Source organism: Roseburia intestinalis L1-82 (assembly GCF_900537995.1).
GTDB classification, from domain to species: Bacteria; Bacillota; Clostridia; order Lachnospirales; family Lachnospiraceae; genus Roseburia; species Roseburia intestinalis.
This window is the reverse complement of the sequence record NZ_LR027880.1, coordinates 500,338-526,314: the sequence shown is the minus strand read 5'-3', so window position 1 is coordinate 526,314 and position 25,977 is coordinate 500,338. Positions and strand designations below refer to the sequence as shown.

29 protein-coding genes are annotated in these 25,977 nt (G+C 45.8%); all 29 read right to left on the bottom strand.

Going from position 1 to position 25,977, the window contains the following annotated elements:
• Positions 1 to 94: 94 nt before the first annotated feature.
• The 29 genes from RIL182_RS02635 to RIL182_RS02495 all read right to left on the bottom strand — a co-directional run bounded on the left by RIL182_RS02635 (position 95) and on the right by RIL182_RS02495 (position 25,972).
• On the bottom strand, positions 95 to 1,351 hold the full coding sequence (locus tag RIL182_RS02635; protein WP_006859188.1) for a sensor histidine kinase: 1,257 nt from the start codon (positions 1,349 to 1,351) through the stop codon (positions 95 to 97).
• Between the two features lies 1 nt (position 1,352).
• Entirely contained in the window at positions 1,353 to 2,060 is a 708-nt protein-coding gene (locus tag RIL182_RS02630; protein WP_242655647.1) for a LytR/AlgR family response regulator transcription factor, read from the bottom strand.
• Between the two features lie 432 nt (positions 2,061 to 2,492).
• The gene (locus RIL182_RS02625; protein ID WP_006859185.1) at positions 2,493 to 2,747 is read right to left on the bottom strand and encodes a helix-turn-helix domain-containing protein; all 255 of its coding nucleotides are present in this window, start codon (positions 2,745 to 2,747) and stop codon (positions 2,493 to 2,495) included.
• 8 nt (positions 2,748 to 2,755) lie between these two features.
• Positions 2,756 to 4,546, bottom strand: coding sequence for a VirD4-like conjugal transfer protein, CD1115 family (locus RIL182_RS02620; RefSeq protein WP_044999552.1), 1,791 nt, complete (start codon positions 4,544 to 4,546; stop codon positions 2,756 to 2,758).
• A complete protein-coding gene (locus RIL182_RS02615) occupies positions 4,531 to 6,081 on the bottom strand; it encodes a DUF3991 and toprim domain-containing protein (protein ID WP_134523015.1) in 1,551 nt (516 codons plus the stop codon). Before RIL182_RS02615 ends, RIL182_RS02620 begins: the two co-directional genes overlap by 16 nt.
• Positions 6,082 to 6,120: 39 nt before the next feature.
• A complete protein-coding gene (gene mobP3 / locus RIL182_RS02610; protein ID WP_134523013.1) occupies positions 6,121 to 8,931 on the bottom strand; it encodes a MobP3 family relaxase in 2,811 nt (936 codons plus the stop codon).
• Positions 8,932 to 8,941: 10 nt separating this feature from the next.
• Positions 8,942 to 9,175, bottom strand: a complete 234-nt coding sequence (locus tag RIL182_RS02605) for a hypothetical protein (RefSeq protein WP_134523011.1) — start codon at positions 9,173 to 9,175, stop codon at positions 8,942 to 8,944.
• Between the two features lie 161 nt (positions 9,176 to 9,336).
• A complete protein-coding gene (gene ltrA / locus RIL182_RS02600; RefSeq protein ID WP_157351184.1) occupies positions 9,337 to 10,620 on the bottom strand; it encodes a group II intron reverse transcriptase/maturase in 1,284 nt (427 codons plus the stop codon).
• A gap of 449 nt (positions 10,621 to 11,069) precedes the next feature.
• Positions 11,070 to 12,281, bottom strand: a complete 1,212-nt coding sequence (locus RIL182_RS02595) for a hypothetical protein (RefSeq protein ID WP_006857305.1) — start codon at positions 12,279 to 12,281, stop codon at positions 11,070 to 11,072.
• 87 nt (positions 12,282 to 12,368) lie between these two features.
• Positions 12,369 to 12,788, bottom strand: coding sequence for a PIN domain-containing protein (locus RIL182_RS02590; RefSeq protein ID WP_006857304.1), 420 nt, complete (start codon positions 12,786 to 12,788; stop codon positions 12,369 to 12,371).
• Entirely contained in the window at positions 12,772 to 13,017 is a 246-nt protein-coding gene (locus RIL182_RS02585; protein ID WP_006857303.1) for a hypothetical protein, read from the bottom strand. The genes RIL182_RS02590 and RIL182_RS02585 overlap by 17 nt, the downstream gene beginning before the upstream one ends.
• A gap of 63 nt (positions 13,018 to 13,080) precedes the next feature.
• Positions 13,081 to 13,485 (bottom strand): hypothetical protein, encoded by a 405-nt coding sequence (locus tag RIL182_RS02580; RefSeq protein ID WP_006857302.1) that lies wholly within the window; start codon positions 13,483 to 13,485, stop codon positions 13,081 to 13,083.
• A 14-nt stretch (positions 13,486 to 13,499) separates the two neighbouring features.
• The gene (locus tag RIL182_RS02575) at positions 13,500 to 14,078 is read right to left on the bottom strand and encodes a hypothetical protein (protein ID WP_006857301.1); all 579 of its coding nucleotides are present in this window, start codon (positions 14,076 to 14,078) and stop codon (positions 13,500 to 13,502) included.
• A 1-nt stretch (position 14,079) separates the two neighbouring features.
• Complete coding sequence (locus RIL182_RS02570) at positions 14,080 to 14,718, bottom strand: DNA cytosine methyltransferase (RefSeq protein WP_006857340.1); 639 nt, start codon at positions 14,716 to 14,718, stop codon at positions 14,080 to 14,082.
• A gap of 501 nt (positions 14,719 to 15,219) precedes the next feature.
• Positions 15,220 to 15,582, bottom strand: coding sequence for a DUF3846 domain-containing protein (locus RIL182_RS02565; RefSeq protein WP_006857300.1), 363 nt, complete (start codon positions 15,580 to 15,582; stop codon positions 15,220 to 15,222).
• Between the two features lie 14 nt (positions 15,583 to 15,596).
• Complete coding sequence (locus RIL182_RS02560; RefSeq protein WP_006857299.1) at positions 15,597 to 15,851, bottom strand: DUF6103 family protein; 255 nt, start codon at positions 15,849 to 15,851, stop codon at positions 15,597 to 15,599.
• A gap of 56 nt (positions 15,852 to 15,907) precedes the next feature.
• Positions 15,908 to 16,282, bottom strand: coding sequence for a DUF6329 domain-containing protein (locus tag RIL182_RS02555; RefSeq protein WP_006857298.1), 375 nt, complete (start codon positions 16,280 to 16,282; stop codon positions 15,908 to 15,910).
• Positions 16,283 to 16,335: 53 nt separating this feature from the next.
• Positions 16,336 to 17,004 carry a DUF5688 family protein gene (locus RIL182_RS02550; protein WP_006857297.1) on the bottom strand — a complete coding sequence of 223 codons (669 nt, stop codon included), beginning with the start codon at positions 17,002 to 17,004 and terminating at the stop codon, positions 16,336 to 16,338.
• A gap of 9 nt (positions 17,005 to 17,013) precedes the next feature.
• Complete coding sequence (locus RIL182_RS02545) at positions 17,014 to 17,367, bottom strand: DUF6103 family protein (RefSeq protein WP_007884354.1); 354 nt, start codon at positions 17,365 to 17,367, stop codon at positions 17,014 to 17,016.
• Positions 17,368 to 17,427: 60 nt separating this feature from the next.
• Positions 17,428 to 18,513 (bottom strand): C40 family peptidase, encoded by a 1,086-nt coding sequence (locus RIL182_RS02540; RefSeq protein WP_006857295.1) that lies wholly within the window; start codon positions 18,511 to 18,513, stop codon positions 17,428 to 17,430.
• Positions 18,489 to 18,998: a gamma-glutamylcyclotransferase family protein gene (locus RIL182_RS02535; protein WP_006857294.1), complete on the bottom strand. Its 510-nt coding sequence runs from the start codon at positions 18,996 to 18,998 to the stop codon at positions 18,489 to 18,491. The genes RIL182_RS02540 and RIL182_RS02535 overlap by 25 nt, the downstream gene beginning before the upstream one ends.
• A 30-nt stretch (positions 18,999 to 19,028) precedes the next feature.
• Positions 19,029 to 20,048, bottom strand: a complete 1,020-nt coding sequence (locus RIL182_RS02530; protein ID WP_006857293.1) for an amidoligase family protein — start codon at positions 20,046 to 20,048, stop codon at positions 19,029 to 19,031.
• Between the two features lie 32 nt (positions 20,049 to 20,080).
• Positions 20,081 to 21,916, bottom strand: coding sequence for a VirB4 family type IV secretion system protein (locus RIL182_RS02525; protein WP_006857292.1), 1,836 nt, complete (start codon positions 21,914 to 21,916; stop codon positions 20,081 to 20,083).
• Complete coding sequence (locus RIL182_RS02520; protein ID WP_006857291.1) at positions 21,909 to 22,481, bottom strand: hypothetical protein; 573 nt, start codon at positions 22,479 to 22,481, stop codon at positions 21,909 to 21,911. The genes RIL182_RS02525 and RIL182_RS02520 overlap by 8 nt, the downstream gene beginning before the upstream one ends.
• Positions 22,465 to 22,743, bottom strand: coding sequence for a hypothetical protein (locus RIL182_RS02515; protein ID WP_006857290.1), 279 nt, complete (start codon positions 22,741 to 22,743; stop codon positions 22,465 to 22,467). The genes RIL182_RS02520 and RIL182_RS02515 overlap by 17 nt, the downstream gene beginning before the upstream one ends.
• Positions 22,724 to 24,238 carry a DNA cytosine methyltransferase gene (locus tag RIL182_RS02510; RefSeq protein ID WP_006857289.1) on the bottom strand — a complete coding sequence of 505 codons (1,515 nt, stop codon included), beginning with the start codon at positions 24,236 to 24,238 and terminating at the stop codon, positions 22,724 to 22,726. Before RIL182_RS02510 ends, RIL182_RS02515 begins: the two co-directional genes overlap by 20 nt.
• 12 nt (positions 24,239 to 24,250) lie before the next feature.
• On the bottom strand, positions 24,251 to 25,111 hold the full coding sequence (locus RIL182_RS02505; RefSeq protein ID WP_006857288.1) for a conjugal transfer protein TrbL family protein: 861 nt from the start codon (positions 25,109 to 25,111) through the stop codon (positions 24,251 to 24,253).
• Between the two features lie 25 nt (positions 25,112 to 25,136).
• The gene (locus RIL182_RS02500; RefSeq protein ID WP_006857287.1) at positions 25,137 to 25,475 is read right to left on the bottom strand and encodes a DUF3852 domain-containing protein; all 339 of its coding nucleotides are present in this window, start codon (positions 25,473 to 25,475) and stop codon (positions 25,137 to 25,139) included.
• A gap of 29 nt (positions 25,476 to 25,504) precedes the next feature.
• Positions 25,505 to 25,972, bottom strand: coding sequence for a hypothetical protein (locus RIL182_RS02495; protein WP_006857286.1), 468 nt, complete (start codon positions 25,970 to 25,972; stop codon positions 25,505 to 25,507).
• Between the last annotated feature and the right edge of the window lie 5 nt (positions 25,973 to 25,977).

The following is a 25,977-nucleotide window of genomic DNA, read 5'->3' as shown; positions in this document are numbered from 1 at the left end:
GTAACCTCCTTTGCTTTCTTTATCGGATAAAATAACCTGTTCTCCTAGTCCCATATCATCAAACGACCATATTACGCATACAAAGACCATCTCTTTACAAGATGACCACTGCCTTAAATTCATTTTCATCGCAGGAAAGCACCATATCACCGCCATATTTATCCACAACTGCTTTTACATTTAACAGCCCAATGCCGTGATGTTCCCCTCTTTTGCTTTTTATCGCGTCGTTTTGAATTTCTACTTTTTCTGTTACCGGATTTCTTACCGCAAATATCAGTTTATGATCTTCGCACTCTAATTTCAGATGAATGACCGCTTTTCCAGTATTTTTCAGTACCTTTTCACTCTCCCGGATTGCATTATCCAGTAAATTTGAGAGCAGTATCACGATTTCTTCCTCTTCCAGACATATTTCCTGCAAGTCCCCTACTTTTAGGATAACCGCTATGTGTTTCTCCTGCATGCTGCGGTACTTCTGATTTAAAACAGCATTGACCACCGGATGATTTGTGTTGATTGCCGACATCTCGACAGCTATGCTCTCTGTCAGTTTCTGAGTAAAGGAAAGTGCCTCATCTGTGTGTCCATTCTTTATCAATGTCTGGATCGTGGAAAGCTGATTTTTATAATCGTGCATTTTTCTTCGCTGACGCTCATAGATTTCTTCCCGGTCCTGATAATCTGCAATACGATTTTTCTGATTTTGTTCCGTAAGTACCGCAATTTTTATTCTCTCTTCTTTTTCAATGGTATTCTGCATGAACTCCATAAGGATAAGGTTAATCGCAACCAGTCCCACCGAAAGAAATAAAAATACATTCTGCATATCATCGTTTTCTGAATAAAACATAAGAATGAAACCGACCACCGTAAATACAGGAACACAGAAAAACTGAAACCACTCTTTTCCTGTAATCAGACCGTAGCTTTTTCTTGTCTTGCTAAATCTTCTGATAAACAACATCAGAATGATAAAAGCAGTCTTTGATATCAGTGCCTGTAAAAACCATTTTTCTTGGATTGAACCTCCTCCTCCCAGCAAAACAGTCACATAATCAATCAATACAAGCATTGTATAGTTGATGATTGAAAATAAAAAACTCTGCCGGAAGGAGACCTCATAATAAGCCAGATTTAGGAAAGACATAACCAGTATAATCAGGATACATTTTAACATTCCGATCCATACCCCTGTGACTGCTGCCAGATAAAGCACTCCGCAATAAACAAAAAATCTGTATCTGTTCCTATATCCGCCATCTCTTTTTTCCATAAAAGTATCAAAAAAGTATAGCGTTCCTTTTACTTCCAGCATTTCCGCAATAAATACCAATACCCAGAATGTCATGTTATTCTTCTCCCTTATACAGCATATATTCCCTCTTTACCTGTGCATATCGTGCCTTGGGAACCGGAATCTTTTTTCCTGTCGTAAGTGTCATCACATAACTGCTGATTTTGGTAATGTATTTCATATTTACAAGAAAACTTAAATGCGCCCGCACAAATCCCATATTCTTTAATTCGTTTTCCAGTTCATCCAGTTTTTTATAAATCTGAAATGTCCCTTTTTCTGTATAAAATACATTTTTGTGAAGCTCTGTTTCTATATAAATGATGTCATCTGCATAAAGTTTTATCGTTCCTTCCACAAAACGAAATTCGAGAATCCTACGGTTTTTATTAATTTCTGCTATCAAATCATCCATACATTCTTCTATAGTATCTGCAAGGTTATCTTTCAGCAGAAAACGGCTTGCTTTCACCTTATATCCATCCAGTGCGTAATTCATGTATGCCGTCACCAGCACAACTGGAAGTTTTGGATATTTTTCTTTAATCCTCATAGCTGTTTTCAGCCCATCCATCCCCTGCATATTGATGTCCAGAAATAATAGCTGACACGCTTCCAAAGCCGATTGTTCTTCGCATAACTGTTCTCCGGATTCATATTCTGTAATAGTAAACTCATAATTCTTTTTTTCACCATAGTCTGACAGCAAATCTGATAGATTTTTTCTGTCATCTATCCTGTCATCACAAATAATAATGTTCATATTTTTCATTCCTGTCTTTGATTTCTCTCATGCCTGTAAACCATACAAGTCTCACCTAGCACTCTTTATTATATCAAACAAATCTTCCGCTCGATCATTCTCCGCATCAAATGACTATTTTTCGCATAGAACGACTATCTCCTATAGAAACGCAGAAGCACTGTATCTCAAACTCTTTGAAATACAATGCTTCCCTGCATTTTCTATATCGTCATGTTGATACCACTACTTTATGAATCCCCCACATAATCCATCTGATCCATCTGATAATACTTCAATTCTTAGTTTTTTTCCGAAAAAATATATTGATGTTTCATATCGCCAACTGTATTTTCTTTTCTCTGTTCTTCCCCTTAAAGTGAAAAGTTCCCTGCACAGGCCACGGTGAACCATACCATAGTCCACCTGACCGGCGCAGTAATCCCTTTGTGCCTATTTTATGATTTCATAGAGCAGGCTGCTCTTTCCTCCGTTCTCACGCCATCTCTGCTTTTTTTGTATAAATCCTGCACACTCCAAATCATGGATTGCACGCTTGACCGTACTTACAGACAGGTGCAGCTCTCTGGCAATGGTACCGATTGCCGGATAGCATGTCCTCTCCCTGTCCGCACGAGTCTCCAGATACAGATAGACCGCCACAGCCCTGTGTGGCAGCTCTGTTTCATAGATTTCTTTCCTAGTCACCCTGCCTCCTAATCTTCCGTCCGTAAGGTCTGCCGCATCTTTTTCATGGTGTCCGTCAGCGGTGTCTGCTGCATGCCTCCTGTCCTTGCCATTTCCACAGGTGTATCCTCCGGTTCTTCCATACAGCACATATATCTCCGTATGATCTCCTCTTCAATTTCCTGCTTGTCTGCGTATGCTACCTTTCTTGCAGATTTTTCTTCAATCTCATAGGGTTCTTCAAATGTGATGCCCCATTTTAAGAACAGTTTCAGTTTTGTCCGCATAGGGTGAGTCCCGGTCTTTGATACGATAAAGTTTCCTTTTGGCAGTGACTTTAATTCATCCGCTGTCATGAGCGGTCTTTGGATCATCTGGAGGGACTGGCTCGGATCATTCTTTCCCCGGCTGATGGAACCGGACATGACGGTTTTGTTGCCCAGGCTCTTTGACAGCACTTCCGCTGACTCCGAGTTCGGAGCGAACCCTCCGAAGATGGTATCCTGACAGTTATCGATAATGATTTCTGCACCCTCTTTCCCATAATTCTTATTAAGCTGGGCAAAGGACTGGATCATGGGTACGATACTCACCCTTCTGGATCGGGACGCTGAGAACATCATCTCTGCACTTTCAATCTTCGGAATCGTTCCGACCTCATCCCAGAAGAAAACCACACGATTGTCCAGTTTCCCTCCGTTCTCGTCTGCCACCACAAGGATTTCCCGGTAGAGCTGCTGTAAGATCAGAGAAATAATAAAATACTTGGTATTGTCCTCCTCCGGCATGACCAGAAACACCGCCGTCTTTTTTTTGCAGAAAAGCTCTGCATCGATGGCGGTATCAAAACAGAGTATCTGCTCCAGCTCGGAATCCAGAAAAGCATTCAGTCTGGACAACGCTGTGGAGAGAACCGACTGCATGGACTGCTCTGCCGTATTTAAGGCTGCCCCTGCAAACCATTTCGCCTTGTGGGTATCCGGGAGTTTTGCCAGAAGTAGCTGGAACTGGTTTTTCCCTTTCACTTTGGATGGTGCAAGTAAATCCTGTATCAGTTTGAACACGCTGATGATATGCCTCTTTCCATCCGGGCAGAATTCCGCAATGAGCAGGATGGCAGCCGTCAGCACGCCTTCTGCCGCATCATAGAAAAATGCATTCTGTCCATAGCTGGAACTGTCCGTACCACCGGAGGAGATAATGGTCTTTGCCGTGATCTTTGCATACTTTTCTGCTTTTGCCTTAGCACTCAGGTCCGTATGGTCTGCAAGATACTCATCCATGTATTTGTTGACCAGATGGAGCATATTGTCACCATCGCTTCTGGTCGGATTACGGAGATCGATGACTGCCGTATGGTAGCCATAGTATTTTTTTGCAATGCCTGCATAGTTGCGGTATAAGTCTCCCTTTGTATCCGTGGTCAGGAAACTCATTCCACAGGCACAGGCATATTCAATGTTGGGATACAGAAAATGTGCGGTCTTTCCGACTCCTGCCGCGCCAATCATCAGGCAATGCACATCCCCGGTATCCACCAGTGCGTATAGTTTTCCTGCCCGCTCCATGCTGCCGAGTACCAGTCCCTGTGCAGCCGGCAGGTTCTCACCCCTGCGCCACAGCTCCGGTTCATAGGGCACCTGCACATAGGTTTCTGCGATTTCCTTTTTCGTGGCAAATCTCGCCGTTCCATGCTGACCGTCCCCGACAGTCCTGCTCTTGATTCCGTTTAATGTATAATAGTGTGACAGAAGTGACACGCCTCCAATCACGGAAAACATTGCCACCCCTGCGATCACCAGCATCACGACTGGCTGCATAGCATCATTCCTCCCTCCTGATGTTCCATTTTCTGTTCCTTCACAGTCTGTTTTGCCGGCTTCATCTGCTCTTCCCCGCAGTCGATGGCAACAAAAATATGAGCCCGGATGCATTCCATCGCAAGGCTCATACATTTTCTGGCAAGCAGTTCCTGATCTTCTTTTTGTTCTAAGTCTTTTGTATCGAACACCTCCAGTGTTTCTTCAAAGGCTGCCTGCATCTGCCGGATGCGGGTGTTGAAGTTTCCCTTGTCTTTATGCGGCTGATAACGCTTTGACAGATTTTCCAGTATCTGGTCTGCACTAGTTTCCCTGCCAAGTGCGATTCCCTCTTTTTCCATGCACCGCACAAGCACTCCGGTCAAAAGCATCCCCGGTCCGTCAAAGGCATCCATAAGCTGTTCCCTGCTCCTGCCCTTTTTCAGTTCATTATAAATATCCTGATAATAACGGCAGATATAACTTCTGTTGGCATACTTGATGTTGATGGATTCCGTCACTTCTTTCAGCACCTCTGTCCATGCCCTGCATTCCATGACTCTCGGATGCTCCTGTGCCGGAATTGTTTCCTCACCATATCTGCCTTTTAAATCCTCATTCCAGTCTTTGCAGGCTGACTGTAACCTCTTTACCGCACCATATCCATTGCGTACCAGAATCTCTGCCAGTCTGCCGCACGCCTCTATGCCTGCCGGATCATGGTCAAGGCACAGCACAACCGTATCCAGTCTGGGATTGTCTTTCAATGCCTGCAGCATGGCATGCTCTGCCACACCGTTTAAGGTGATATAACTGTTCCCCTGCCAGTTCTCTGGATACAAGGACAGAAATGATAACAGGTCAATGGGTGCCTCAAACACATACAGTCTGTTCCCGGTTCCCCTGTATCCAAATCCGTAGGCAACTTCCGAGCCTTCCTGATTCAGCCGGAAGCTCCTGCCGTCAGAACAGCTCCCCTTCACATGGATATGCCGGATTTTCCCCTCGCTGTCCAGTCCGGCAAACACAATGTTGTGATGCTCCGCAGATTCATATATGGTTCCTGCCTTTGCAAAGTACGAGAGGATTTCCCTGTCAATATGACGTTTGTGCAGAAGATATGCATAGACTCTCTTCATGGTCGGATTTTTCTCCGGCAGTTTCAGTTCCTTTGGCTCTTTCTGTTCTTTTCTTTCCTCTGTCTGTTCTTTTTCTACAGCCTGCCGTCCCTTCCCGGCTTTTATCGGTTTTCTTTTTGTCTCCTGCCTTTTTCCCCGTTCAATAAGCTGTCCCTGTTCTCCGTCCAGCAGATAGCTCACCGCCTCCGGGTAGGACATCCCGAAGAACTCCTGCATGAAATCAATGGCATGACTTCCGACCTGTCTGCTGTGGCGGTACCAACTGCTCCCCCGAAAAGTCACACTCCTGTGCCGTTTCCAACGCCATTCATTCCCGGAACGCTCCACTTCCTCATGCTCCCGGCGAAGGATGTCCGCAATATGTACCGCATTGGCTCGCTCCTTCTGTTCCTCTGTAAAGTAAATAAAATCTCCCAATCGTACCTCCTCTCATCATTTCTACTTCTCCTCCTGTGATCACTGTGTCTGTACCATGTCCTCATGGTCATCCACGGCATGTCCCTGTGCAATCTTCTTCTGCCGGATTTTTCGTGCCAGTTTTCTGTCAATCCCCTGCCTGTGGCCTCCGCTCTTCCTTCCAGCCACATTCTCTTCGATGATATGTTCCAGATGCCGCATGAGCCTTGTTGCCATTAAGAGCAGATCGGGGTGTGGCATGTCATTCCAGTGTTCTAAAAAATACGCTGCATAAATGTTTCCCTGCTCTGCGGATTTTAAAAAATAGTCGTATGCCAGTTCCTTGTCCTGCTGGACATCCTTTCCGATCAGATACACTTTACCAAGGGTATATTGTGCATACTGGTTTCCGGTGTCTGCCGCCATCTTCAGATAATGCAGTGCCAGCTCTGTGTTCTTTGGCAGTTCTTCTCCGGCAAGATAAAGTTTCCCTAACCTGTATGCTGCAAATTCATTTTTCTGTTTCGCAGCCAGTGTCAGATACTGTATGGCTGCTGGAATGTTTTTGTTGTCCTCTTCCAGATATATTTTTCCAAGCTGATACTGTGCATAGCTGTTTCCGGCATCTGCGGCACGTTTCAGGTGGAACACTGCTTTTTCCATGTCTGCCGCCACCAGTGTGCCTTCCCTGTACAAGCGTCCCAGTGCATAATCCGCAAACGGATTTTCCTGTGCGGCTGATTCTTCCAGCCACTTTACCGCTTTTGCAATCTTTGCGTAATCCGGTGCTGTCCCAGACTCCCCGCTTAACTTTTGGCTCTCCTGTCTGATATAGAGTCTGGCAAGCTGATAGGAGGCATGGGTGTTGCCATAATCAGATGCTTTTGTCAGATAATGTTCGGCTTTCGTTTCGTCTGCCTCTGTCCCTATCCCATGCAGATACATGCAGCCAATACGATACCAGAGCGTATCATCCTTTGATTTTTTCTCCAGATTCAGAAAACCTAGAAAAGCAGCACGATAACAATTTTCCGACTTTTCCTGATTTTTCTCTGTTCCGCATCCTGTCTCATAAAGTTTTCCAAGTTCATACGCCGCATAGGGATTTCCCTTGCTGTAAGACCGGAACAGCAGACTATATGCGGTTTCCTCATTCTGCTCTACTCCTTTCCCCTGCAGATAAAGCATGCCAAGGGAATAGAGCGCATACTTATGTTCCTTTACTGCCGCCTTGAAAAACCACTCCCCTGCCTGTTCCAGATTCTCTTCTGTGCCAAGTCCGTACTGATACATTTTTCCGATGCGGTATTCCAGATAGGTATTCTTTTTCTTCTGCTCTACATACTGCATTGCCGCTAATGCTTTTTTGTACCACACATCTGCCATTTCTTTATCTGCTTCACATCCAATGCCCTGTGCATAAATCTTTCCCATGTCGTGCATGGCATACGCATTTCCCTGCTCTGCCTCTTCCAGCATGATCTCATGGGCTGCCTCCTCATCTGGTTCTGCCTCCATCGTGCCATAGAGATATTCCCTCGCTTCTTTATACCGGTCCGTCCATCTGGCAAAATAAGAAACGGATTCCCCATGCTCTTCTTCCTGCCTGTCTGGTTCCTGCTCCTCCATCTCCGTTTGTCCAGGCATGATATCCGGCATGTCCTCCCCCTGCAATGCGGCAAGGCTTTCTGTCTGCTGTTCGGATATCTCTTCCAGCCGTTCCATTCCCGTTTCCGCTTCTTCCAGATACAGATACCCTTCTCCAAAACGGACTGCCTCACGGATGACCATGTTTTTAATGCTCTTTAGCTCCTTCTGCTGTGACAGCGGTATCCTCTCTATTTCCGAATCTTTATAGTAATGCTGTATCTCCTCCCTGCTTTTTAGCCATGCCTGATAGCATTCTGCCACACGCTCTTCCTTTGCCAGTTCATCTACAATGTCATTTACGATGGCTTTCACATCTGCTTTCAAGTATCCATATACCTTTTTCCCTCCGGTATTTTTTAACCGTCTGGATAAAAGCTGCATCTGCTCTGCAATCTTGAGATTATGACAGACTCCCTCCTGCATTTGCTGCAACAAAAAAAGCAGACTTTTTTCTGCCTGCTCTTTTAACTGGTTTCTCTGTTCGGTTGCCTTCTCATAGATGCTTAGAAACTCCTGCCGGAAAATATCATGTGCGTATGCAGAACGCATGGCATCAATTCCCTTTGCCGTCAAGTATCCCTCGGACGGATCAGAAGAATAGACCACCAGATGCACATGGGGATGATGGGATTCATTGTGGAATGCCGCATACCATTTCAGGTTCCGGCTGTCTATCTTACAATTCTCACACAGCAACTGCACCCTGCTCCTCAACAGTGCCTGCCACTGGGCGGCACTGTCATAGCCTAACCGCTCGGCATCCTCCCTCCGCAGGCTGATGACATTCGTCCAGATCACACCGGGATGATTTGCCACCTCTTCTGCCACACGGGACAGCACCACTGGTTCTCCCTCATTTGAAAACAGACCGTGAGTACCTATGATTTCTACTCCCGGTCTGTTTGCCAGATAATCCATATAATTTTTCTTTTTCGCTATGATGTCAAGGTTATTTTCCAACGCCTGCGTAATAAACTCCGATGCATTTTCTCTGGTTGGTCTTTGGATATAATCGTGATACTCATGCATCCGGTTCGCATCGGGAATCTTTGCCAGAATATCTTCAATCAGACTTTTCTGCCGGTCGGTGGCTGGCAGTGAAGATGTCGTGCTGCCTACCTTCTCCACGCCCTCACGGGTGCCGATGTAATTGATGTAATTAGCAAGGTGTGCGGGCGGGGAGTTCTTGAGGTAGTTGCAGCGTAGGATAAGTTTGGGCATGGTGTCCTCCTTATTGGTCTGTCCCTAATTCCTTTTTCAGCTTTTCTGCTATTTTATTGAAATAATCTCTTTCTCCAATAAAGTGCATATCGCCAACTGCCTGATATATATTCAATATTTCCAGAACACTCTTATAGTCGTTGCCTCCTCTTTTGTTTTCAACAAGTGCTTTCACAACATCATCAAATCTGCTTTTATCCTTTTTATAGGTTGCCAGAAGCATCTCCAGATCATCTATTGTCATAATATAACATCTTGGATCTTGCTCAAATATTTCCGGCAATGAGCCGACTATCATCTGTGTATTGGTCATACTCTCATAATCGAGTAGGAGGGAAATCTGAGTGATTTCCCGACCTCTCACACCACCGTGCGTACCGTTCGGTACACGGCGGTTCAATCAACTTAACAAGTAACACACCTTTCGGTGTAGTAATCTAACATTGAGACTAATCCAAATGAAGTTAGTCTCTTTGTGCTTATAGCCTTTTGTATCCATCCATTGTGACACATGTGTGCATACCGATTGCCAGTATTTGCCACTTTATGTGCCGCCCATCTTGGAACGCCGAGTTTAACCAAATTCTTCTCTTTGTTTTGTGGTGTTTTCCAATGTTTCCAAATACACATGCGTATTCTATATCTAATGTTTCCATCAAGTTCTCTACAGAGAGTTTTCATACTACCTATCTTAAAGTAGTTAATCCATCCTCTGATAAGCTGATTAAGTCTCTCTACTTTATAGCTGTTGCTAACGCCCCAGCTACGACAAGTGAGTTCCCTCATCCTCTTCTTATACTTCATTACTGATTTTGCATGTGGTTTCGCCTTGAATTGCTGTGCACTTGTATCGTAGTAGAATCCAAACCCAAGGTATTTAATTCCTCTTGGTCTATCTACTTTGCTCTTCGTCATATTGACTTTAAGTCCTAGTTTTTCCTCAATGAATCGTGAGATATTTCTCATAACTCTATTCGCAGACATTTCACTTCCGACCATAATGATACAGTCATCCGCATACCGTACAAAGTTAAGTCCTCTCTTTTCCATTTCCTTGTCTAGTTCGTTCAGCATAATATTTGCCAATAATGGCGAGAGATTTCCACCTTGAGGTGTTCCCACGATAGAATCCTCATACTCATCGTCAATCATGATTCCACTGACTAGGTATTTTCTGACAATAGAGATAACATCTCCATCTTTAATAGTTCTACCTATGATAGTCATAAGTTTGTCATGATTTACTGTGTCAAAGAACTTTTCCAAGTCAATGTCTACAATCCAATCATTTCCGTCATTCATCATATCGAGTGCTGTAAGGATTGCTTGCTGTGCACATCTGTTCGGTCTGAATCCATAGCTATGGTCATGGAATTGTTCCTCATAGATTGGTGTTAAAACCTGTGCAATAGCTTGTTGTATGAATCTGTCTGTTACTGTCGGTACTCCCAGGTTTCTGACACCACCATCAGGCTTTGGTATCTCCACTCTTCGTACTGGTTGAGGTTTATATTTTCTTATCCTCAACTGTTCCTTGATAATTTCGCCGTTCTTTGCAAGATATTCCTTGAGTTCTGTGTACTTCATTCCGTCTACTCCCTCGGCACCTTTGTTTCGTACGACTTGCAGATATGCTCTGTTGAGATTATCGTTAGATAGTATCTGCTCCATTAGACTACTTGTGTCCATGCGTTCTTTCCTTTCCGTCCCGCTTGATTTGACCATCTTTTACCCGATTGGTTACGGCAGATGTTATCTCTTCTGCAATACGAGACATACTCAAACTTATTGATTGTTCGCCCCTTTGCTCTATCTCCATTACAGAGACTTCTTCACTACTATGGGCTCGGCTGACTTCTCACAGTTCGTTGTTACTAGGCTAATGAAACCCCTGTGAGACCTCCACGCTTAAGGTGCACGCTCTTTCCTCTCATCTATCCGCCACATCTACTCGTACTTCCAGCAACTTTAGGACTTCATCTCTTTTGGCAGACTTATCCGTATTTCCGAGCCTTATATGTGATTTCTGTCCGTCGGACCAAGAGTTTGCTTACAGCTTCCTTCAGATTCCACCTCACGATGGACACCCTTGCTGTTCTGCTATACACTTCCTCGTTGCCTAGGCGTGTTCGGGACTTTCACCCATTAGAGCGCGCCCATGGCGCGCAAACCAAAAGAAAAACCTTTATTACAGGTTTCTCTCCTTTATATTCCTGCTCTGATGCCTTCAACTGCTCATATGCCTCTTTTATGTTCCTGTTATAAAATATATCAATCTGCCCAACATCCGGCACCTGCTGTTTTGCTCCCAGTCCAAGTAATCCTGATTTTAATTCAAACAAAAATACCGCTTCATCCACTTCAACATAATAATCAGCACTCTTTTTTCTTTCCTCTGGAATCTTATGCCATGAATTCTTGGGCAGATATAAACCTGCCAGTTCTTCAAAGTAATCCTCAAACATCTCTCCAAAAGCAATTATAAATTTGGTTCCCCAATGATTGTTGTGATAGTAATCCCGAATCAGCCAGTACAATCCATCTGCTATCATCATCTGTACCAAATAGAAACTGACTGCAATCGTTTCTTTCGTCTTTTGCGTAATCACAAATGGTTTGTTGTAGAAAATCTGTTTTCGCAATGATGAGTTTCTCACCTGTTCATAGGTCACAGAATAATAACTTATAACCCGCTCCAGATTTTTCTTTGTCAGGATGCTATTTTCTTTTTTTCTATATAACTCTTCCGGTGCGCTTAATGGATCTGGATGAATAGAACACAGCCACCAGATAATCCATTCTACTGCTAACAATTCCTCTGCTGTAAGTCCAAATAATTCGTTTGTAATCACATTGATATCAACTATTTTTTCCCTGTTAATATTAGGCGAACCGATCAGCATATGGTAATTGCGGTTATAGTTCTGATATATCCATGCCGGATTTGCGTATTTAAATTGTTCATATGACATTCCCATCAAATATTTGAATATACTAGGCAGTCCATTATTTCCAATATATTCACTTCCTGAATGCTTATTTTCATACCCACGATACAGGTTGACCACTCTTCCTGCTAATTGTTCTGTCATAATATCATTTCTGTAATCATTGGAATTCGTGATAGAAAGATATGCCATGTTTGGAATATCCCATGCCGATAACATGACTTTTGCCTGCTTATGTATAAAACCATGCTGAATAATGTTTAAAGGAAATGTAATATTACATACCAAATGTTCATCTAATTTTTCTACTTGATTTTTATATATTTCAATAGATTTTTCTGCAAAAAAATAGAAAAAATCTCTGGTAGCATAGTTCTTAATGAACCCTTCAAAATCTTTCAACTATGTTTCCTCCTCATAAATTCACAGCTTTTAAGAGTACAGAAAAGACCACTACCGAAGTAATGGTCCTGTATTCCCTTCTGATAATTAATTTTTTTCTAACTCTCTCAACAACTCATCTGGGAGAATTACTTTTACTCTTGAATGCTTAAAATCAGCCGGATTTCGTGTAACAATATAATCTGCCATAGACTCAACTGCACATTCTTCCTGCAGACCATCTTCAAAATCTGAAAATGCATTGTTTTCCAATGCAGCTACTATCTTCTTTTCATTCAAGTCAGAAATCTGAAATATCTCACATAAATTTTTCAGAAGAAATCTTCTTTCTTCCTGACTGAAATTTTTTCTAAGAATATAAAACAAGTTTGGTATGCTATGTGCCGCAAGTATTCCTGTTATTTCCCTTGCCGCACATTTTTCCATAATTCTTTTTGCATCATCAGCATATGGTTCCCGATTGGCAAGTGCATCTATAATAATATTTGTGTCAACCAATATTACCATACTTTTCCTCCCTTGCCTCCTGTAATTCCTTGTCTGCGTCAAAATCTTCTGGTAATCTTCCGCTGAACTTCAGCACATTCTGGAGTGCTTCCATTGCCTGTTTCTTATCTGCAGGTCTGTTGGATGACATTTCCTCAAGATTCTGAAGAATATTAATCACATAAAACATTTTTTCATCTGGAATACGTTCTATCAATTCAACTGCCCGTTCCTTCATCTGTGTCATCATGTACCACTCCTTCCTTTTCTTTTATCATACTGTAAGTCTTACCGCATTTCAATAAATTATTTCTTAAAAACGATCCCCCTGCTGATATTGATATGCCTCCTCAAACCTCACTGCTCCATTGATCCGTTTCACCTCTTCTGCACACTTCGCCTGCAGCTTTCCGAGTGCCTGCTCATCCACACCATGGCTGTATGCGATCACATGGGACAGCTTGGAAGTTTCCACTGCAAGTTTATACATTGCACGAGCCATGCGGTTCTCGCTGTCCTTTACCGTTGCATGCATGACAGAGGAGATGGTTGTCAGCATATAATTTTCTATTTTCTCCGAAGTGAGATATCCGATATAAAACCGCAGTGCCCGATTGACGAATTCGTTTCGTGAACGCACATCTGCCTGTGGTAACAGGGCATCTACCTGCCCCAGCAGTTCTTCTTCAATATAAAATGCTTTTCTGACTTTTTCCATTCTCCTCCATCTCCTTACATCTGCTGGCTCATTCCTGTACTCTGCTCCTCAGTTTGTTTCTGCACAGCCTTTAATATCATGCTCCTGTATGCTTCTTCGTTTTCCGCACTGATCGACATTTCAATTCCGTCCATCATATTTTTGACTCTCAGATTATCCGCAGCATAATAAAAGGTTTCACCACTATACTCTCCCCTTTCTCCATGCCTTGGAAATCCTATGTCACAAAATTCCTGCAGTTCTTCCTCTCCCTCCCGGAAATGGAATGATACCGTATCCTGTTCCATATCGATTTCAATTCCAAATGATGCCTGTTCTTTCACTGCAAGTTGAAACATCTGCTCTTTTTTAACCGCAGTAAACAATTCTTTTCCCTCTATTTCTTCCGGGAACAAATAATTGCCTTTCATCTGTTCCAGCATTGGTGCTGCACATAATCCTTTTTGTGGAGACATCGGGTCATTCAGCACACCTTTTAGACTATGCAGAAAATCAGCTACTGCAAAAGGGTAACTGAAACCTCCCGCATGTTCCGAAAAGAAATAGTGTTCCTTTCCGTTTTCGTGAACGGTATAAATTGCTTTTGTATTCATTTCATCCCTCCTCACAAATATCTACGATATGCTCACACAGTTTCTGCGGTATCACACTGCGCTCCCTCGAACCTTTCAGTCCCTGCGTTCCTGTCTTGCTTCCCCTCGGTGCCGGTACATGGCATGAATCACCGTTATGACACATCGGCAGAAATTCAGGGTTCGGATGATTCGTCCAGATATCAGTCGGTTTCATTCTGTTATCTCCATACTGGCAATAGGTCACTGTATATCTTGGCAGGTTCTTCATCCATTCCATCTTGCGCATGCCGCCTCTCGGATTCTCTATAAAATAATACTTTGGCTGTAGCTGCTCAATGAGTTCCAGCACATGTTTGTCTACCCTGTCACAGAATTTTGCATATGCACTGACCGGTTCAAGACTTCCTGTCTCTGGATTCTTTTTTCTGTGATGGCTGATCGCTGCAATACTAAAAGTAGCGCAGTCAGGACTCGCCCAGATGACATCCGGTTTTCCAAAAAGTTTTAAGATATCCTCCGCCGTCACCTTGCTGATGTCCTCATACAGATCAATGTTTTCAAAATCTTTTGACCATTCCACACTGAATACTTCATGTCCCCGTTGTTCAAAGGCTTTCCCGATGCTCCTTGTTCCTGCAAATAATTCCAATACTTTCATCGTCCCATTCTGGTAGTGGTGCGCACCTCACCCCATGGGACTACTCATTTCCTCCTTCTTTTTCCTCTGTCTATAGACTTTTTTCCTGTTTCTGCAAAAGGCATAACTTCTGCCGGCCTCTACTGCCTGATTGCACTGTAACAAAAATAAAAATGGCATAACCTTTCCGAATCTTCCAAAAAAGTTATGCCATGCTTAGAACTGCCCAACGGCTCTGCCGGTGGGTGTCTGACGGGTTAAGCCGCTCTTTTGCGGCATAACCCCTTTAACCTGCACTATTTTCGACCCTGTTTTACAGCCCCGTTTCATCCCCATTTTCGGAGTCTTGGATGCCTCCGCACTCCGGGTTTTCTGTTATTTTCTCCAAATCGGCTCATACAGGGCAGAATATAGCTTAATCGGTCACTTTATCCAGTTTTGCAGAATAACGGCACACGTTGCCACACGCAGGCTCACACGGCGGTGTCTGTGCCGTTTCCTTTCCATTGTCCTGTCACTTTCTTAAAAAGCGAGGATGGTCATATGTGGCTCCAGTTCCGGTTCCTGCCCTGTAAACTGCTCAATCTCTCCAAATCGTCTGGTATATTCCTCGATCTGCTGCTCCGTCAGGGAAATGAAATCACCGTCCGGGCTATCCCCACAGATAAAAAATGGACCGCAGATGATGTCATCACCATTCCTGCGGTTCGGCTGCATTCCATTTAGTTTTCCTTCAGCGTTGATTACTGCCACACATCCATCTCCAAAACCAACGCACTCAATGTCTCCCTCCACCTCTGCCTGACTTGCCTTAAAGTCATTCGCAATCTCCTTCACACAGGGAGGTTTCCCCGACTCTACTTTCAGAATCTTTATCTTGTCCATGCTTCCTCCGTTCCCTACTCATTCTCCGCAGCACTGCCGGATGCCACACTGTTTTTGCCCTGCTGGCGGTTTGCCTTTTTGATTGCAGGCGGCACATCCCCTCTGCTTTCAATGTACTCACGGACTGCCTGCGGTACATATTTTTCGTACATTTTTCCAAGGACTTCCTTCAGTTCCGCATCAAAATCCGCGTCCTTTTTTCCCATGTACTGTTTCACAGCATTTAACTTTTCCTCATCATATTTGATCGTAACGACTGCCTGTTTCATCTCTTTACCTCCAAATTTAAACTCTCAGTTGAAATCATTTTCAGAAAAACACACCCTTAAGAAAGCACCATTCCTGCCTGCTCTTCCTGTCCGCTTTCCTTTATCATGGACAGCGTCTGTGTTTCCTTCACTGCCTGCTCCTGTTCCAAAATGCCGCTTACCGATGGCACAAAGGCAAAGTATCTGGCGTAAGATGACCCTTCGCTCTCCACCAGAACACCTTCCTCCATGCCCTCTCCGGTTACTAAAAGACAGTGCCGCACCCCATCTTTTTCATACATGAAATCCAAATTTTCCCTGATAAAATCATGCCTGTGCATCAGATGATTGGTAAAAGATTCATACTCCCCAGCCGGAAGCATGATGACCTTTTCCACACAGAATTCTTTCGCCTCTATCTTCGGCTCTTTTCTGGAAAATACTGCTCTCATAGTTCCTCCTTCCCATAAACTCCCAGTTGAAATGTTTTCAGAAAAACACACCTTTAAGAAAGCACCATTCCTGCCTGCTCTTCCTGCACGCTCGCCGGTATGACAGACAGCCTGTGCGTATCCCTGTCATATCGATAAATCTCATCGGACAGATAGTCTGCCTCCGGGAACGCCCTGTTTGCTCCATATACCCCATTCCTCAGCCGTTCCATGTCCAGACCTTCCCTCTCCACCATAAGATACACATCGTGGATGGATGCCGGAAGGACGATCAGATTTCCATCCAGCTTTTCTGCTGATTTTTGCAGCGTTGCCTCGTCCATCATGTACACCGCCCCATGATCCATGTTGTTGGTAAGGACATAAAAGTCGGCATCCGTCCTCCAGATTCTCTCCGGTTTTTTCTCCATCGAAAGGATATTCTGGTCATAGTGATGCCCGTAGGCATCCTCAAAATCCATAAGGAGCGGCGGACGTTTTGCAAACATATTTGCCCATGCATCCTGAAAAAGCACCTCTTCTTCTATCCCCCAATGCTCCATCTGCTCTCTGGTGACAAGTCCGCAGTCCCTCTGAAACTTTTCGTCATACCCGCTGAGACGGCATACCAGCATGAGGTTTTCCTTCTGCTGATGCGCCAGTCCGTCCCATTCCTCTCTGCCTGCCGCATTGCACACTTCCAGAAACAGACGGTCTTTTATTTTCTCTTCATATCCGTTCACTTATCCGCCTCACATTCCCATGCTCATCGTATTTTCTGCTGTCTCTTCCACAGTTTCCAGCACCGGCTCTCTCGGCTGCTCTTCCTGATTCTGTGTCTCCCTGCTCCGCCTGCCGGATGCTCTCTGCTGTCTTGTGCCTCCCGTTCTCTGGGATTCCTGCTCCTGATTTGCTGTCTCCTGTAGAGTTTCCATCCTGCTCTCCACAAATTTTCTGACCTGTGCAGGAACATTTTTCTCATAAGATTTATCGAGATGGCTCTTCAACAGCTCCTCCACGGTTTTTCCTCCCTGCTCTGCCAGAAAGAAACTTAATGCCTCCAGTTTCTCCCCGGCAAATGTGATTTTTATTTCTTTTTCTGCCATATCGCTCCTCCTTCATTTCTATTTTCTGGCGGAAAACAGATGCCTGCGGCATCAAAAAATTTACTGCGGTCTGCCATACAGTACCTGCTTATCGTTGTCAAACAGGGGACGGTACACCACCTTCCCTTTGGAATAGGACGCATCCACGACCATGCCATCCCCGGCATAGATTCCCACATGCGTGATGTTCATGTATCTTCCGTTTGGTTTGTGGCTCCAGAACACAAGGTCCCCCGGCTGCAGTGATTCCTTTGCAACCGTCAGGTTATGCTCCACCATATATCTTCCCTGCTCTGCCGCCGTTCCCGGCAGGGAGATTCCTATCTGTCTGTAGCACCACAGTGTCAGGTAACTGCAGTCGACATAATTCCCGGTTCCGCGGAGTGCCTGCGAGTACGGATGCCCCAGTCTCGATAATGCAAGCTGTACGATATCACTTCCATTCCCATTGGCCGGCAGATCATACACAGGGATATCCCCTGCCCCGTTCCAGCCGCTCCAGTCGGAAAATTCATCCCCCTCTGTAGGGGCCGCTGTGTCATACTTTGCCACATACCACACATTGACTGCATTGGACTGTTGTTCATAAGTTGCGGTAACTCCATAGTCGGATGCAAGTTTTTGGAAGATTTTTGTCTTATCCCCAATGGCAACTGCCACGGTATATTTTTCCAGCGTGACTGTCCCGTCCTCCTGCTCTGCGTTTTGTGTCCGTTCCTCATAATCCACAAAACAGTCTGCAAATTTTTTATAATCATCCGTCTCAAGCCGTACCCGGTCTGCGCCGAAATACAGAGAATAAAAAACGGATTTGACCAGATACCTGTCGCACAGTTCCCCTTCTGTCATGCCATCAATGTCATCTAATATGGCATCCAGCTCCGCAAAACTTTCCTGCATCTGGCGGACATAAGCCTGATAATCCGCAGGCATTCCATCCGGTGCTTCCCCTCCATCGAATGCCAGATGCACTGCCGCCCGGTTATGTTCTGTTCCACCGGAAGCAATGCTGATGTAGCACATGACGGCAAGGATGACCGGAAGGCACAGGGCTGCCAGTACAGAGGCAATCCCTGTCCACACTTTTTTATTGGTTCCGGCTGCTATGGCTGCCCTTGCGATCAGAGCGGCAGTTGCTGGCTCCATGATGCTTCCTCCATTCTCTCTGCTTCCATCTCCTGTTTCATGCGCTCCCTGCTCTTTTCAACACCTGCCATCAGAACATCCTCATCAAATCCTGCCTCCTGATATCCGGTGCGGATAGTAGCAAGGTAGTGTTCCGAAGGGACTCCCATGGCATACCCATCCGTCATGGTATATGCCATCATTTTCTCCCGTTTTCCATCCATCTCCACTTCCAGCATTTCTTTTCCATACAGTCTCGGATATCCCTCATAACGGTCCAGGTTAAACTCATCTCTCGGACTGATCTCCCAGATTAACACCGGCACACTCTCCCCTTTTTTCGGCTCCACCGTGGCTACCGCCCCGTTCCTGTTTCCACGGAACAACAGCTCATAGTCCTTGATTTCCCCGGTTCCTACCACCTTTGCATCGGGGCAGCGCAGTGCCATCTGCCCCCGGTTTAAGTTCGAGCCATATGCAATATATCTTCTTCCTGTCATGTTCATATTCTTGTTTCCTTTCTCTGCGTTTTGTTTTTACATGGTCATGTTCATTCCCTGTGCATCCTCCGGCACCTCTTCTTCCATGCTGTCTGCCTGCTGTGCATGTCCGATTTCCAGTTCTTTCTTTTCTTTCATCGCACGCAGTCTTTCCTTCTGTCTCACAGCCTGTTCCGGGTCCTTCCATGCAATGCCGCCCTCCAGATTTTCCAGAAGAAACTTCCGCGCCGTCTTAAATTCATCCCCGATCATTCCCAGCCTTAACAGCCAGGTACGGAATGTATATTTTTCGTTGGTGCTGGCAGTCTTGATCCGGCTGGCACATTTCTGGTTCAATGCCTGCGCAGAAATGGCAAGGCAGAGCTGGATATATGCCTTTATTTTTCCTGCATGGGTAGTGGAGTTAAACAGACGAAACTCAATCGTTCCCTTCTGGAACACGCTGTGCAGATTCAGACAGTGGTAACGGCTTTCATGGTAATGCCTGTGCCTTCCATCAACCCCCTTGTACCAGATCCTGCTCACTTCCTCCAGACTCTTTGGTTTCTTCCGGTTCAGTTCCTGCAAAAAGTCCTCTTCCACCTTCTGGCAGTAACGATGCTCCCTCTCTACATCTACCTGAAGTGCCTTATAGATCAAATCTTCCTTGCTGTACATGATGTTGGTGATGTTCCGCAGTGTCCTTGCATCATGGGGTGCCGCGTTGATATGCACATGGATGCCTGTATTCTTTCCTGCCACTGCACCTGCATGCCGGAGCTGCCGGATGAGTTCCTGTATGACAGGGATATCCGCGTATTCACAGATAGGGGAAACAAATTCTACCTTGTACTCACTCCCCGCATAACCGCCGCCTTTTTTCTGCGCCTCAATGCTGGAGTCATACATGACTTTCCATCTGCGGCCTGCCGCATCCCTGACACTGTACTCTTCATAGCTTCCGCCGTCATAGCTGAACGTAGAGGAAAAATAGGCTGCCATGACCTCCGCAGCACGCTGTCTGGTAATGCCTGTCATCTCGATCTCAATGCCGAATTTCTGCTCCCTCATGTCCATAGTTTGGCATCCCTCCTTCCTTTTTCCCTGCTTTATCGTCCTCCGGCACTTCCGAACAGTTTCTCCTTGTACTCCGGTGCATGTACCATAAGGTTGTAACGTTCATTGCCGCATTTATAGAGGCACACGCCCCTCTGCGGATAGCGGATCAGGTTGTATTCGCTCTGCTCAAGCTGCAGGGTGTCGATATAAAATCTGGAATCGATGTTTCCCGCATTGAACAGAAATACATGGGTTGGGATGGAAAACAGCGGTTTCGTATACTCCCGGATTCCATCGATATTGAAGTCCTCCAGATTCTGGCTGGCAAGGATGACGGCACTGTCCTTTTTTCGCACACGTTTCATAAAGTTTCGGATATATTCCACGGCGGTCAGGTTGGTAAGGAACAGATAAAACTCATCGATGCAGGCTGCCGTATGCCCGTTGGTCAGAAGTTCATTGGACATGTAGGAAAGCACATTAAACAGCATGGCATCCTTCACATTTTTGCTCGCCTGAAGCAGTCCCTTGACACCGAAAGTCAGAAAACTGCTGTCTGTGATATTCGTATGTCCGTTAAAAAATTTGGACTCCGCTCCCTTACACATGGAGTGAAGTCCAAGACAGATTTCCTGCAGAAGCTCTGCGGTATACAGTTGTTTCTTCTTCGCATCGTAATGCTTATATTCCTCTTCCATCAGATCGTAAAGGTCAGACAGGATCGGGTAATCCTTTGGCGTAAGCCTGCCAAAGTCCGTATCATCCCCTATGTTCCACTTCTCATAAAGTTTCGCCAACATGATTTCTATCGTGTCAAGCTGGCTGTCCGTAAAATTCTTATAGCTTCGGAAAAAGTCTTTTAAGAAGGAGATATGCTGGCTTAATTTTGAGGAACAGCGGAACGCATAGGGTGCCTCCGTATCCTCCGGGCTGCCGTTTTCATCCCATGTTTTGGGTTCTAACACATTGATGATATACTCCCCGCTCATCAGATCCACAAAACAGCCTCCCAGATTTCCGGTCAGGTCAACATATTCATGCTCCGGGTCCAGGCAGATGACTTTCATCCCGGACTCACGCAGGATGGTCTGTATCAGTTTTAACAGGTAGGATTTTCCCTGCCCGGAGTTTCCAAGGATGAGGATATTGGCATTCGTCTTGTCATCCGCCCTTTGGTTGAAATCTACAATGACATTGCTTCCAAACTTATCCCTCCCGATATAAAATCCGTTCTTATCGGTCTTGCCGGAGTAGTTAAAAGGAAACAGGTTCGCCACACTCGAAGCCGGAAGCGCACGTTCAAACTGCTCCAGAAAGACATTCCTGCCAGCCGGATGCACACATAAGAACCCCTGCTTCTGGCGCAACAGCAGCTTATCCACGTTCAGTTTGGAACGGATGAGTTCTGTCAACACTTCGGTCTGCAGCAGCTTTAACTTATCCATGTCCGCTGCGGATAACTCCAGATACACAGCCGTATGCAGTAACGGCTCCCTGTTGCGGTGCATGGTCGCAATGATGTTGGTCACATCCTGCAGGTTGCTCGCTGCCGTGACTGTCTCCTGTAAATTTTCTGTATTCCCCTGTTTCATGCGGTTCTTGTTTGCCGCATTGCTGATAATTTTTTTCTCCTCTGCCGGTGTGACCTGTCTGGTATAGATACGCAGTGTCACACCGTCCTTTTCCCCAAGGTGGCGCAGGATTGCCTGCTCATCCGTTGCAGTCGGATATTCCCTGAGTGCCCAGACACTGCGGAACGTATTCCCGCAGATATAATGATCCGTGTAAAACTGGATGACGGACGGCGCGATCATGTCAAGGAAACTCTTAAGCCTCTCTTCCCCCGGTGTCTGTGTCTGTGTTTTTTTCTTTCTGTTGTTATTCATTTAAAATGATCCACCTCTCCCCATCAAATTCTTCAAATTTTTCCGTTGTGACATTCTGTTCAAAGTAAACAGCCAGTATCCTCTTCATGTCCTCCTCATCCGCTCTTTTGGATGTAAATCCCTGTTCCACCAGCATTTTTTCGATACGATTTAAGTAAGAGAACACCTCATTCTCCTTCTGGTTTCTCAGCCGGATAATCAGTAAAAACTCCCTTGCCGTTGCCATCTGCACCTGCATCCGGTCAAGGTGTCCTGCATCCAGTTCCAGCAGTTTCCGCACAGTCGGGTTGGTTTCTTCCTCCGCGCGGTTCTTTAAATATCTTTTATTGTCCTCAAAGTTTTCACGGGAATTTAAGCACATCATCTCGATTTCCGTGATGCCTTTTAAGACCGTCATGAGTCCGTAGATTCTTGCAGAAAGGCTCTCCTCCGACAACACGGACAGGTTGCTCGGCTGGATCAGAAAATAGACCAGCTCATCCTTCCGGTAAGTGCGGATGCTGTAATCCGACAGTTCCTTTGTCCCCATCAGCTCCCTTGTGGACTGTTCATTCTTCCGTTTCATTTGCGGTATACCTCCATTCATAATGCTGCTGTTCCATCAAAAAATACGCACATGCATAGTGGATAAATTTTAAGATGGTGGTATCCTCCACCTGTATCGTTAAAAATGCGTATACGCCTGCTATCACCATCGGGAACCACAGTTTTGCATAGGCAAATGCAAACACAGATACCAGTACGATGATTCCTGTCACTGCAAGGTCTTTTAACTCCCACAGCCACATGCTCGCTTTCGATTTCAGATTATCCGGGTATATGTACATCCCGTTCTCCCTCCTGTCTTTCTAAAAAATAAGCAATGCCGCAGAGAATATATTCCACACACGGCACTGCCACGCTGTTTCCCAATGCCCGGTACCGGACACTGTCACTTGCTCCCGGAATGTCCGTCCAGTGGTCCGGGAACCCCATGAGTCTTTCACACTCAAGCGGTATGAGTTTCCTCACACGCTTCTTTCTGCTTACAATGCATTTGCTCTGGCTGACATACTGACTGTTCAGCCCTTTTGCATCCTTGGCACACAATGTTCCAACCACGTCCTGATAAAGCTCCGGCAGGTCATCCGTGTATGCCACACAATGCCTGTCCTCTGTTGTCAGCGTATAACTGACTCCCTGCTGATAGCCGCAGCCGTTTCCCCCGTTTTTATCCTGACGGTTGATGACATTTCCGGCGATGCAGTAGGGTTCTCCATGAACAGCAAGCGGCGTATTGTTGCCTCCCGTCCCCAGTGCAGAAGTAACGGTCTGCGCCACCTTCACCGGTCCGCTGTAGCGGGTGTCCGGTCCGTGATTGTCAAACAGGATCGGCTGGTTATTGCCTGCCATCCCTGCCGCGGCTGTAATGGTCGGACAATATCCGATCCCGATTTCTGCATTTGCCTGACTGCTCGCCATGATAATGGGCGGTGTGCTTGAACTGTGTGCCAGAAGTGTACCGATAAGGTTCCGGTACACATCCATCCGCTGTCCTCCCTGATCCATCAGACACACTATGTCGGCTCCTGTGCCTGCATCAAAAGTGCCGCCTCCAAGATCGGCGGCAGCTTTTTTCCTCTGTTCCCTGCTCTCCTGATAATGCCTCCACACGCTTTCGGACTCAAATAATATCTCTCCGGCACTGTGGCCTCCAAAATCTGCGATAAGGAAGATTCTTCGGCGTCTCTGGGGGACTCCCCAAAATTGAGCGTCCAGTACCCTCCAAGCAACAGAGAATTCCTGTCCCAGAATAATCCCGGCAGGAGTCCATGCCCCATCCGGCGGTCCAGGTAAAGATACGGACTCCTCCGATATACCACAGACTTCTTCGAGGACTCTCTTAAAATCTGCTCCTTTTGGTTCTCCGCTTGAGAAGGCTCCCGGCACATTTTCCCAGACCATATACCGAGGTCGAACAGGGACATCTGCTCTCCTTCCACTGCTGTTTTTCCTCCTTTCCTCCTGCCTGCGCATTTCTTTTATGATGCGTACCTGCTCTAAAAAGAGACCGGAACGCATCCCCGCAAGTCCTGCGCGTCTCCCGGCAATGGATAAGTCCTGACATGGCGAACCCCCGGCTATCACATCCACAACCGGGAGGTTTTCCCCATGCAGTTTTGTAATGTCTCCCATGTGTTTCATCTCCGGGAACCGGTGCATGGTAACTGCCATGGGAAACTTTTCTATCTCACTCGCCCACACAGGCCGTATGCCATTTCTTTTTGCTGCCAATGGAAATCCCCCGATCCCATCGAACAGACTCCCCAGCTTTTTCTCCATCCTTTCACCGCCTTATGCTGCCACTGCTTTGACAACCGTTTTTGAAATGTTGATGGCTGTCTGCGCTGCATAAACTCCGCTCATCAGGTTTGCCTTTGTGCTGGTGTCCAGTCCGAACTGTCCGGCAATCCTCGGCACCTCCGTGGAGGAAAGCATGACACCCAGACCAAGCAGAGGATGGTCCTTGAAGATCATGAGTCCTGCCGTGAGCATGGTGGACTGCAGGAAAGCGGTGAGACAGATTCCAATGACCTGCTTGCACCACTGGGTAAAACCGTCAATATATCCTCTTGGAACAGAAAACATATAAAGGCTTCCAACTGCGATCTGTATGAGCAGGATGCCTCCTCTTTTCAGGTTTCCGAAAAACACTTTTATCACGGCATACCCCATCATCACGGCACAGAATATCTGCAGGATCGGATTCCCCACTCCCGGCATGGCGGCTGACATAAGCACCTGCTGTGCAGTCATCCCGATGCTTTCCGCATCTGTAATGCCGGATAATGCCGATCCGAAGGAACTCTGCAGCGACACACTTAGGGAGTATAAGTTGACCGGAAGAATGGAAAACAGGCTGACCGCCATAAATCCCTTGACATAGTTTAAGGCAGTATCCTTGATACTGCCCCTTCCTCCCTGATACTCTATGGCACATTCAAAAGCTCCGACCACCAGCCCTACCACAAACAATGCCCAGCCAAGCCAGCTAAAAAAAGTGGTAATTGCATTCACCCACGGCAGGTCAAACAATTCCACCCCCATATTGTTCATCATTGCAAAAAAATCATTGAGAAATCCAACGATCTTCCCATACAGCCAGTCGATGATCTGGTCTAGTACGGTTTCCGCAACAAAATCAAATATAAACATCTGACACCTTCTTTCTCACCATCCCCTATATGCCAAGGATTTTCCAGATATAGGTCGGTGCCGTCAGCGTGAATACCAGACACGCAAACAGGATTGCGGGTGCCGCCCATTCAAACTGTCCGTGTTTTCGGTAATCGAAGTATGCCGTACCCAGCTTTGCAAAGAAGAATACGGCAAGTATCAGGTCGATTGCCGGAAACACCACCTTATTGACTACTGTCTTGATCTGTGCGGAGGCATCCTGCCATGTACCCTCGATTGCGCCTGCCACATCCCCTTTCCCTGACGCATATACTGTAGTTCCAAACATCATCGTAAGTGCAAGCACCATCACTGCCATCATCATCCATTTCTTTTTCTTCATCTGATCTTCCTTTCCTTTTTTCTGTTTTTTTACTGCATTTTCATTTCACTGGTCTGGTCCGGTTCTTCCAAAAGGTCTGTCATCTCATAAATGACAGGATTCTCCCAGAACTTTAAATCTCCACGGTATCCGAGTTTTAAGTGGCTGAACTCTTCCGCAAGCTCCCTTACGGACTCCGGGGCATTGGGTGGAAGTTCCTGATTCCAGATCACCCATTCCCCGCTCTGGTAGCGCGGGGTAAGTTCTAAAACTACATAATCCTCCGGTACAAATGCCGGGTAACGCTGCAGCCTGCCGCTCGCATCATAATAAGCTGCTCCCTCCTGCATCACCGTGAGTGACATAAGCCGCAGCGTATCTGCAAGGGATTTCGTGAACCATGTTTCCCGGTCACAAAATTTCCGTATCCTCCCATCCCTTAAGATGGATTCCAGATTTTCTTTTCTGGTGTAATGGTACAGCAGTCCTTCCGGCTTTTGGATTCTCTCATATCCCATCGGTT

Bases quoted from the DNA above. Each gene is read 5' to 3' on its own strand.
- RIL182_RS02635 (WP_006859188.1), bottom strand. From the start codon at position 1,351: ATGACATTCTGGGTATTGGTATTTATTGCGGAAATGCTGGAAGTAAAA.
- RIL182_RS02630 (WP_242655647.1), bottom strand. From the start codon at position 2,060: ATGAACATTATTATTTGTGATGACAGGATAGATGACAGAAAAAATCTA.
- RIL182_RS02620 (WP_044999552.1), bottom strand. From the start codon at position 4,546: ATGCAGCCAGTCGTGATGCTGGTGATCGCAGGGGTGGCAATGTTTTCC.
- mobP3 (WP_134523013.1), bottom strand. From the start codon at position 8,931: ATGCCCAAACTTATCCTACGCTGCAACTACCTCAAGAACTCCCCGCCC.
- RIL182_RS02605 (WP_134523011.1), bottom strand. From the start codon at position 9,175: ATGACAATAGATGATCTGGAGATGCTTCTGGCAACCTATAAAAAGGAT.
- ltrA (WP_157351184.1), bottom strand. From the start codon at position 10,620: ATGGACACAAGTAGTCTAATGGAGCAGATACTATCTAACGATAATCTC.
- RIL182_RS02590 (WP_006857304.1), bottom strand. From the start codon at position 12,788: ATGGTAATATTGGTTGACACAAATATTATTATAGATGCACTTGCCAAT.
- RIL182_RS02585 (WP_006857303.1), bottom strand. From the start codon at position 13,017: ATGATGACACAGATGAAGGAACGGGCAGTTGAATTGATAGAACGTATT.
- RIL182_RS02580 (WP_006857302.1), bottom strand. From the start codon at position 13,485: ATGGAAAAAGTCAGAAAAGCATTTTATATTGAAGAAGAACTGCTGGGG.
- RIL182_RS02575 (WP_006857301.1), bottom strand. From the start codon at position 14,078: ATGAATACAAAAGCAATTTATACCGTTCACGAAAACGGAAAGGAACAC.
- RIL182_RS02570 (WP_006857340.1), bottom strand. From the start codon at position 14,718: ATGAAAGTATTGGAATTATTTGCAGGAACAAGGAGCATCGGGAAAGCC.
- RIL182_RS02565 (WP_006857300.1), bottom strand. From the start codon at position 15,582: ATGGACAAGATAAAGATTCTGAAAGTAGAGTCGGGGAAACCTCCCTGT.
- RIL182_RS02560 (WP_006857299.1), bottom strand. From the start codon at position 15,851: ATGAAACAGGCAGTCGTTACGATCAAATATGATGAGGAAAAGTTAAAT.
- RIL182_RS02555 (WP_006857298.1), bottom strand. From the start codon at position 16,282: ATGAGAGCAGTATTTTCCAGAAAAGAGCCGAAGATAGAGGCGAAAGAA.
- RIL182_RS02545 (WP_007884354.1), bottom strand. From the start codon at position 17,367: ATGGCAGAAAAAGAAATAAAAATCACATTTGCCGGGGAGAAACTGGAG.
- RIL182_RS02540 (WP_006857295.1), bottom strand. From the start codon at position 18,513: ATGGAGCCAGCAACTGCCGCTCTGATCGCAAGGGCAGCCATAGCAGCC.
- RIL182_RS02535 (WP_006857294.1), bottom strand. From the start codon at position 18,998: ATGAACATGACAGGAAGAAGATATATTGCATATGGCTCGAACTTAAAC.
- RIL182_RS02530 (WP_006857293.1), bottom strand. From the start codon at position 20,048: ATGGACATGAGGGAGCAGAAATTCGGCATTGAGATCGAGATGACAGGC.
- RIL182_RS02525 (WP_006857292.1), bottom strand. From the start codon at position 21,916: ATGAATAACAACAGAAAGAAAAAAACACAGACACAGACACCGGGGGAA.
- RIL182_RS02520 (WP_006857291.1), bottom strand. From the start codon at position 22,481: ATGAAACGGAAGAATGAACAGTCCACAAGGGAGCTGATGGGGACAAAG.
- RIL182_RS02515 (WP_006857290.1), bottom strand. From the start codon at position 22,743: ATGTACATATACCCGGATAATCTGAAATCGAAAGCGAGCATGTGGCTG.
- RIL182_RS02510 (WP_006857289.1), bottom strand. From the start codon at position 24,238: ATGGAGAAAAAGCTGGGGAGTCTGTTCGATGGGATCGGGGGATTTCCA.
- RIL182_RS02505 (WP_006857288.1), bottom strand. From the start codon at position 25,111: ATGTTTATATTTGATTTTGTTGCGGAAACCGTACTAGACCAGATCATC.
- RIL182_RS02500 (WP_006857287.1), bottom strand. From the start codon at position 25,475: ATGAAGAAAAAGAAATGGATGATGATGGCAGTGATGGTGCTTGCACTT.
- RIL182_RS02495 (WP_006857286.1), bottom strand. From the start codon at position 25,972: ATGGGATATGAGAGAATCCAAAAGCCGGAAGGACTGCTGTACCATTAC.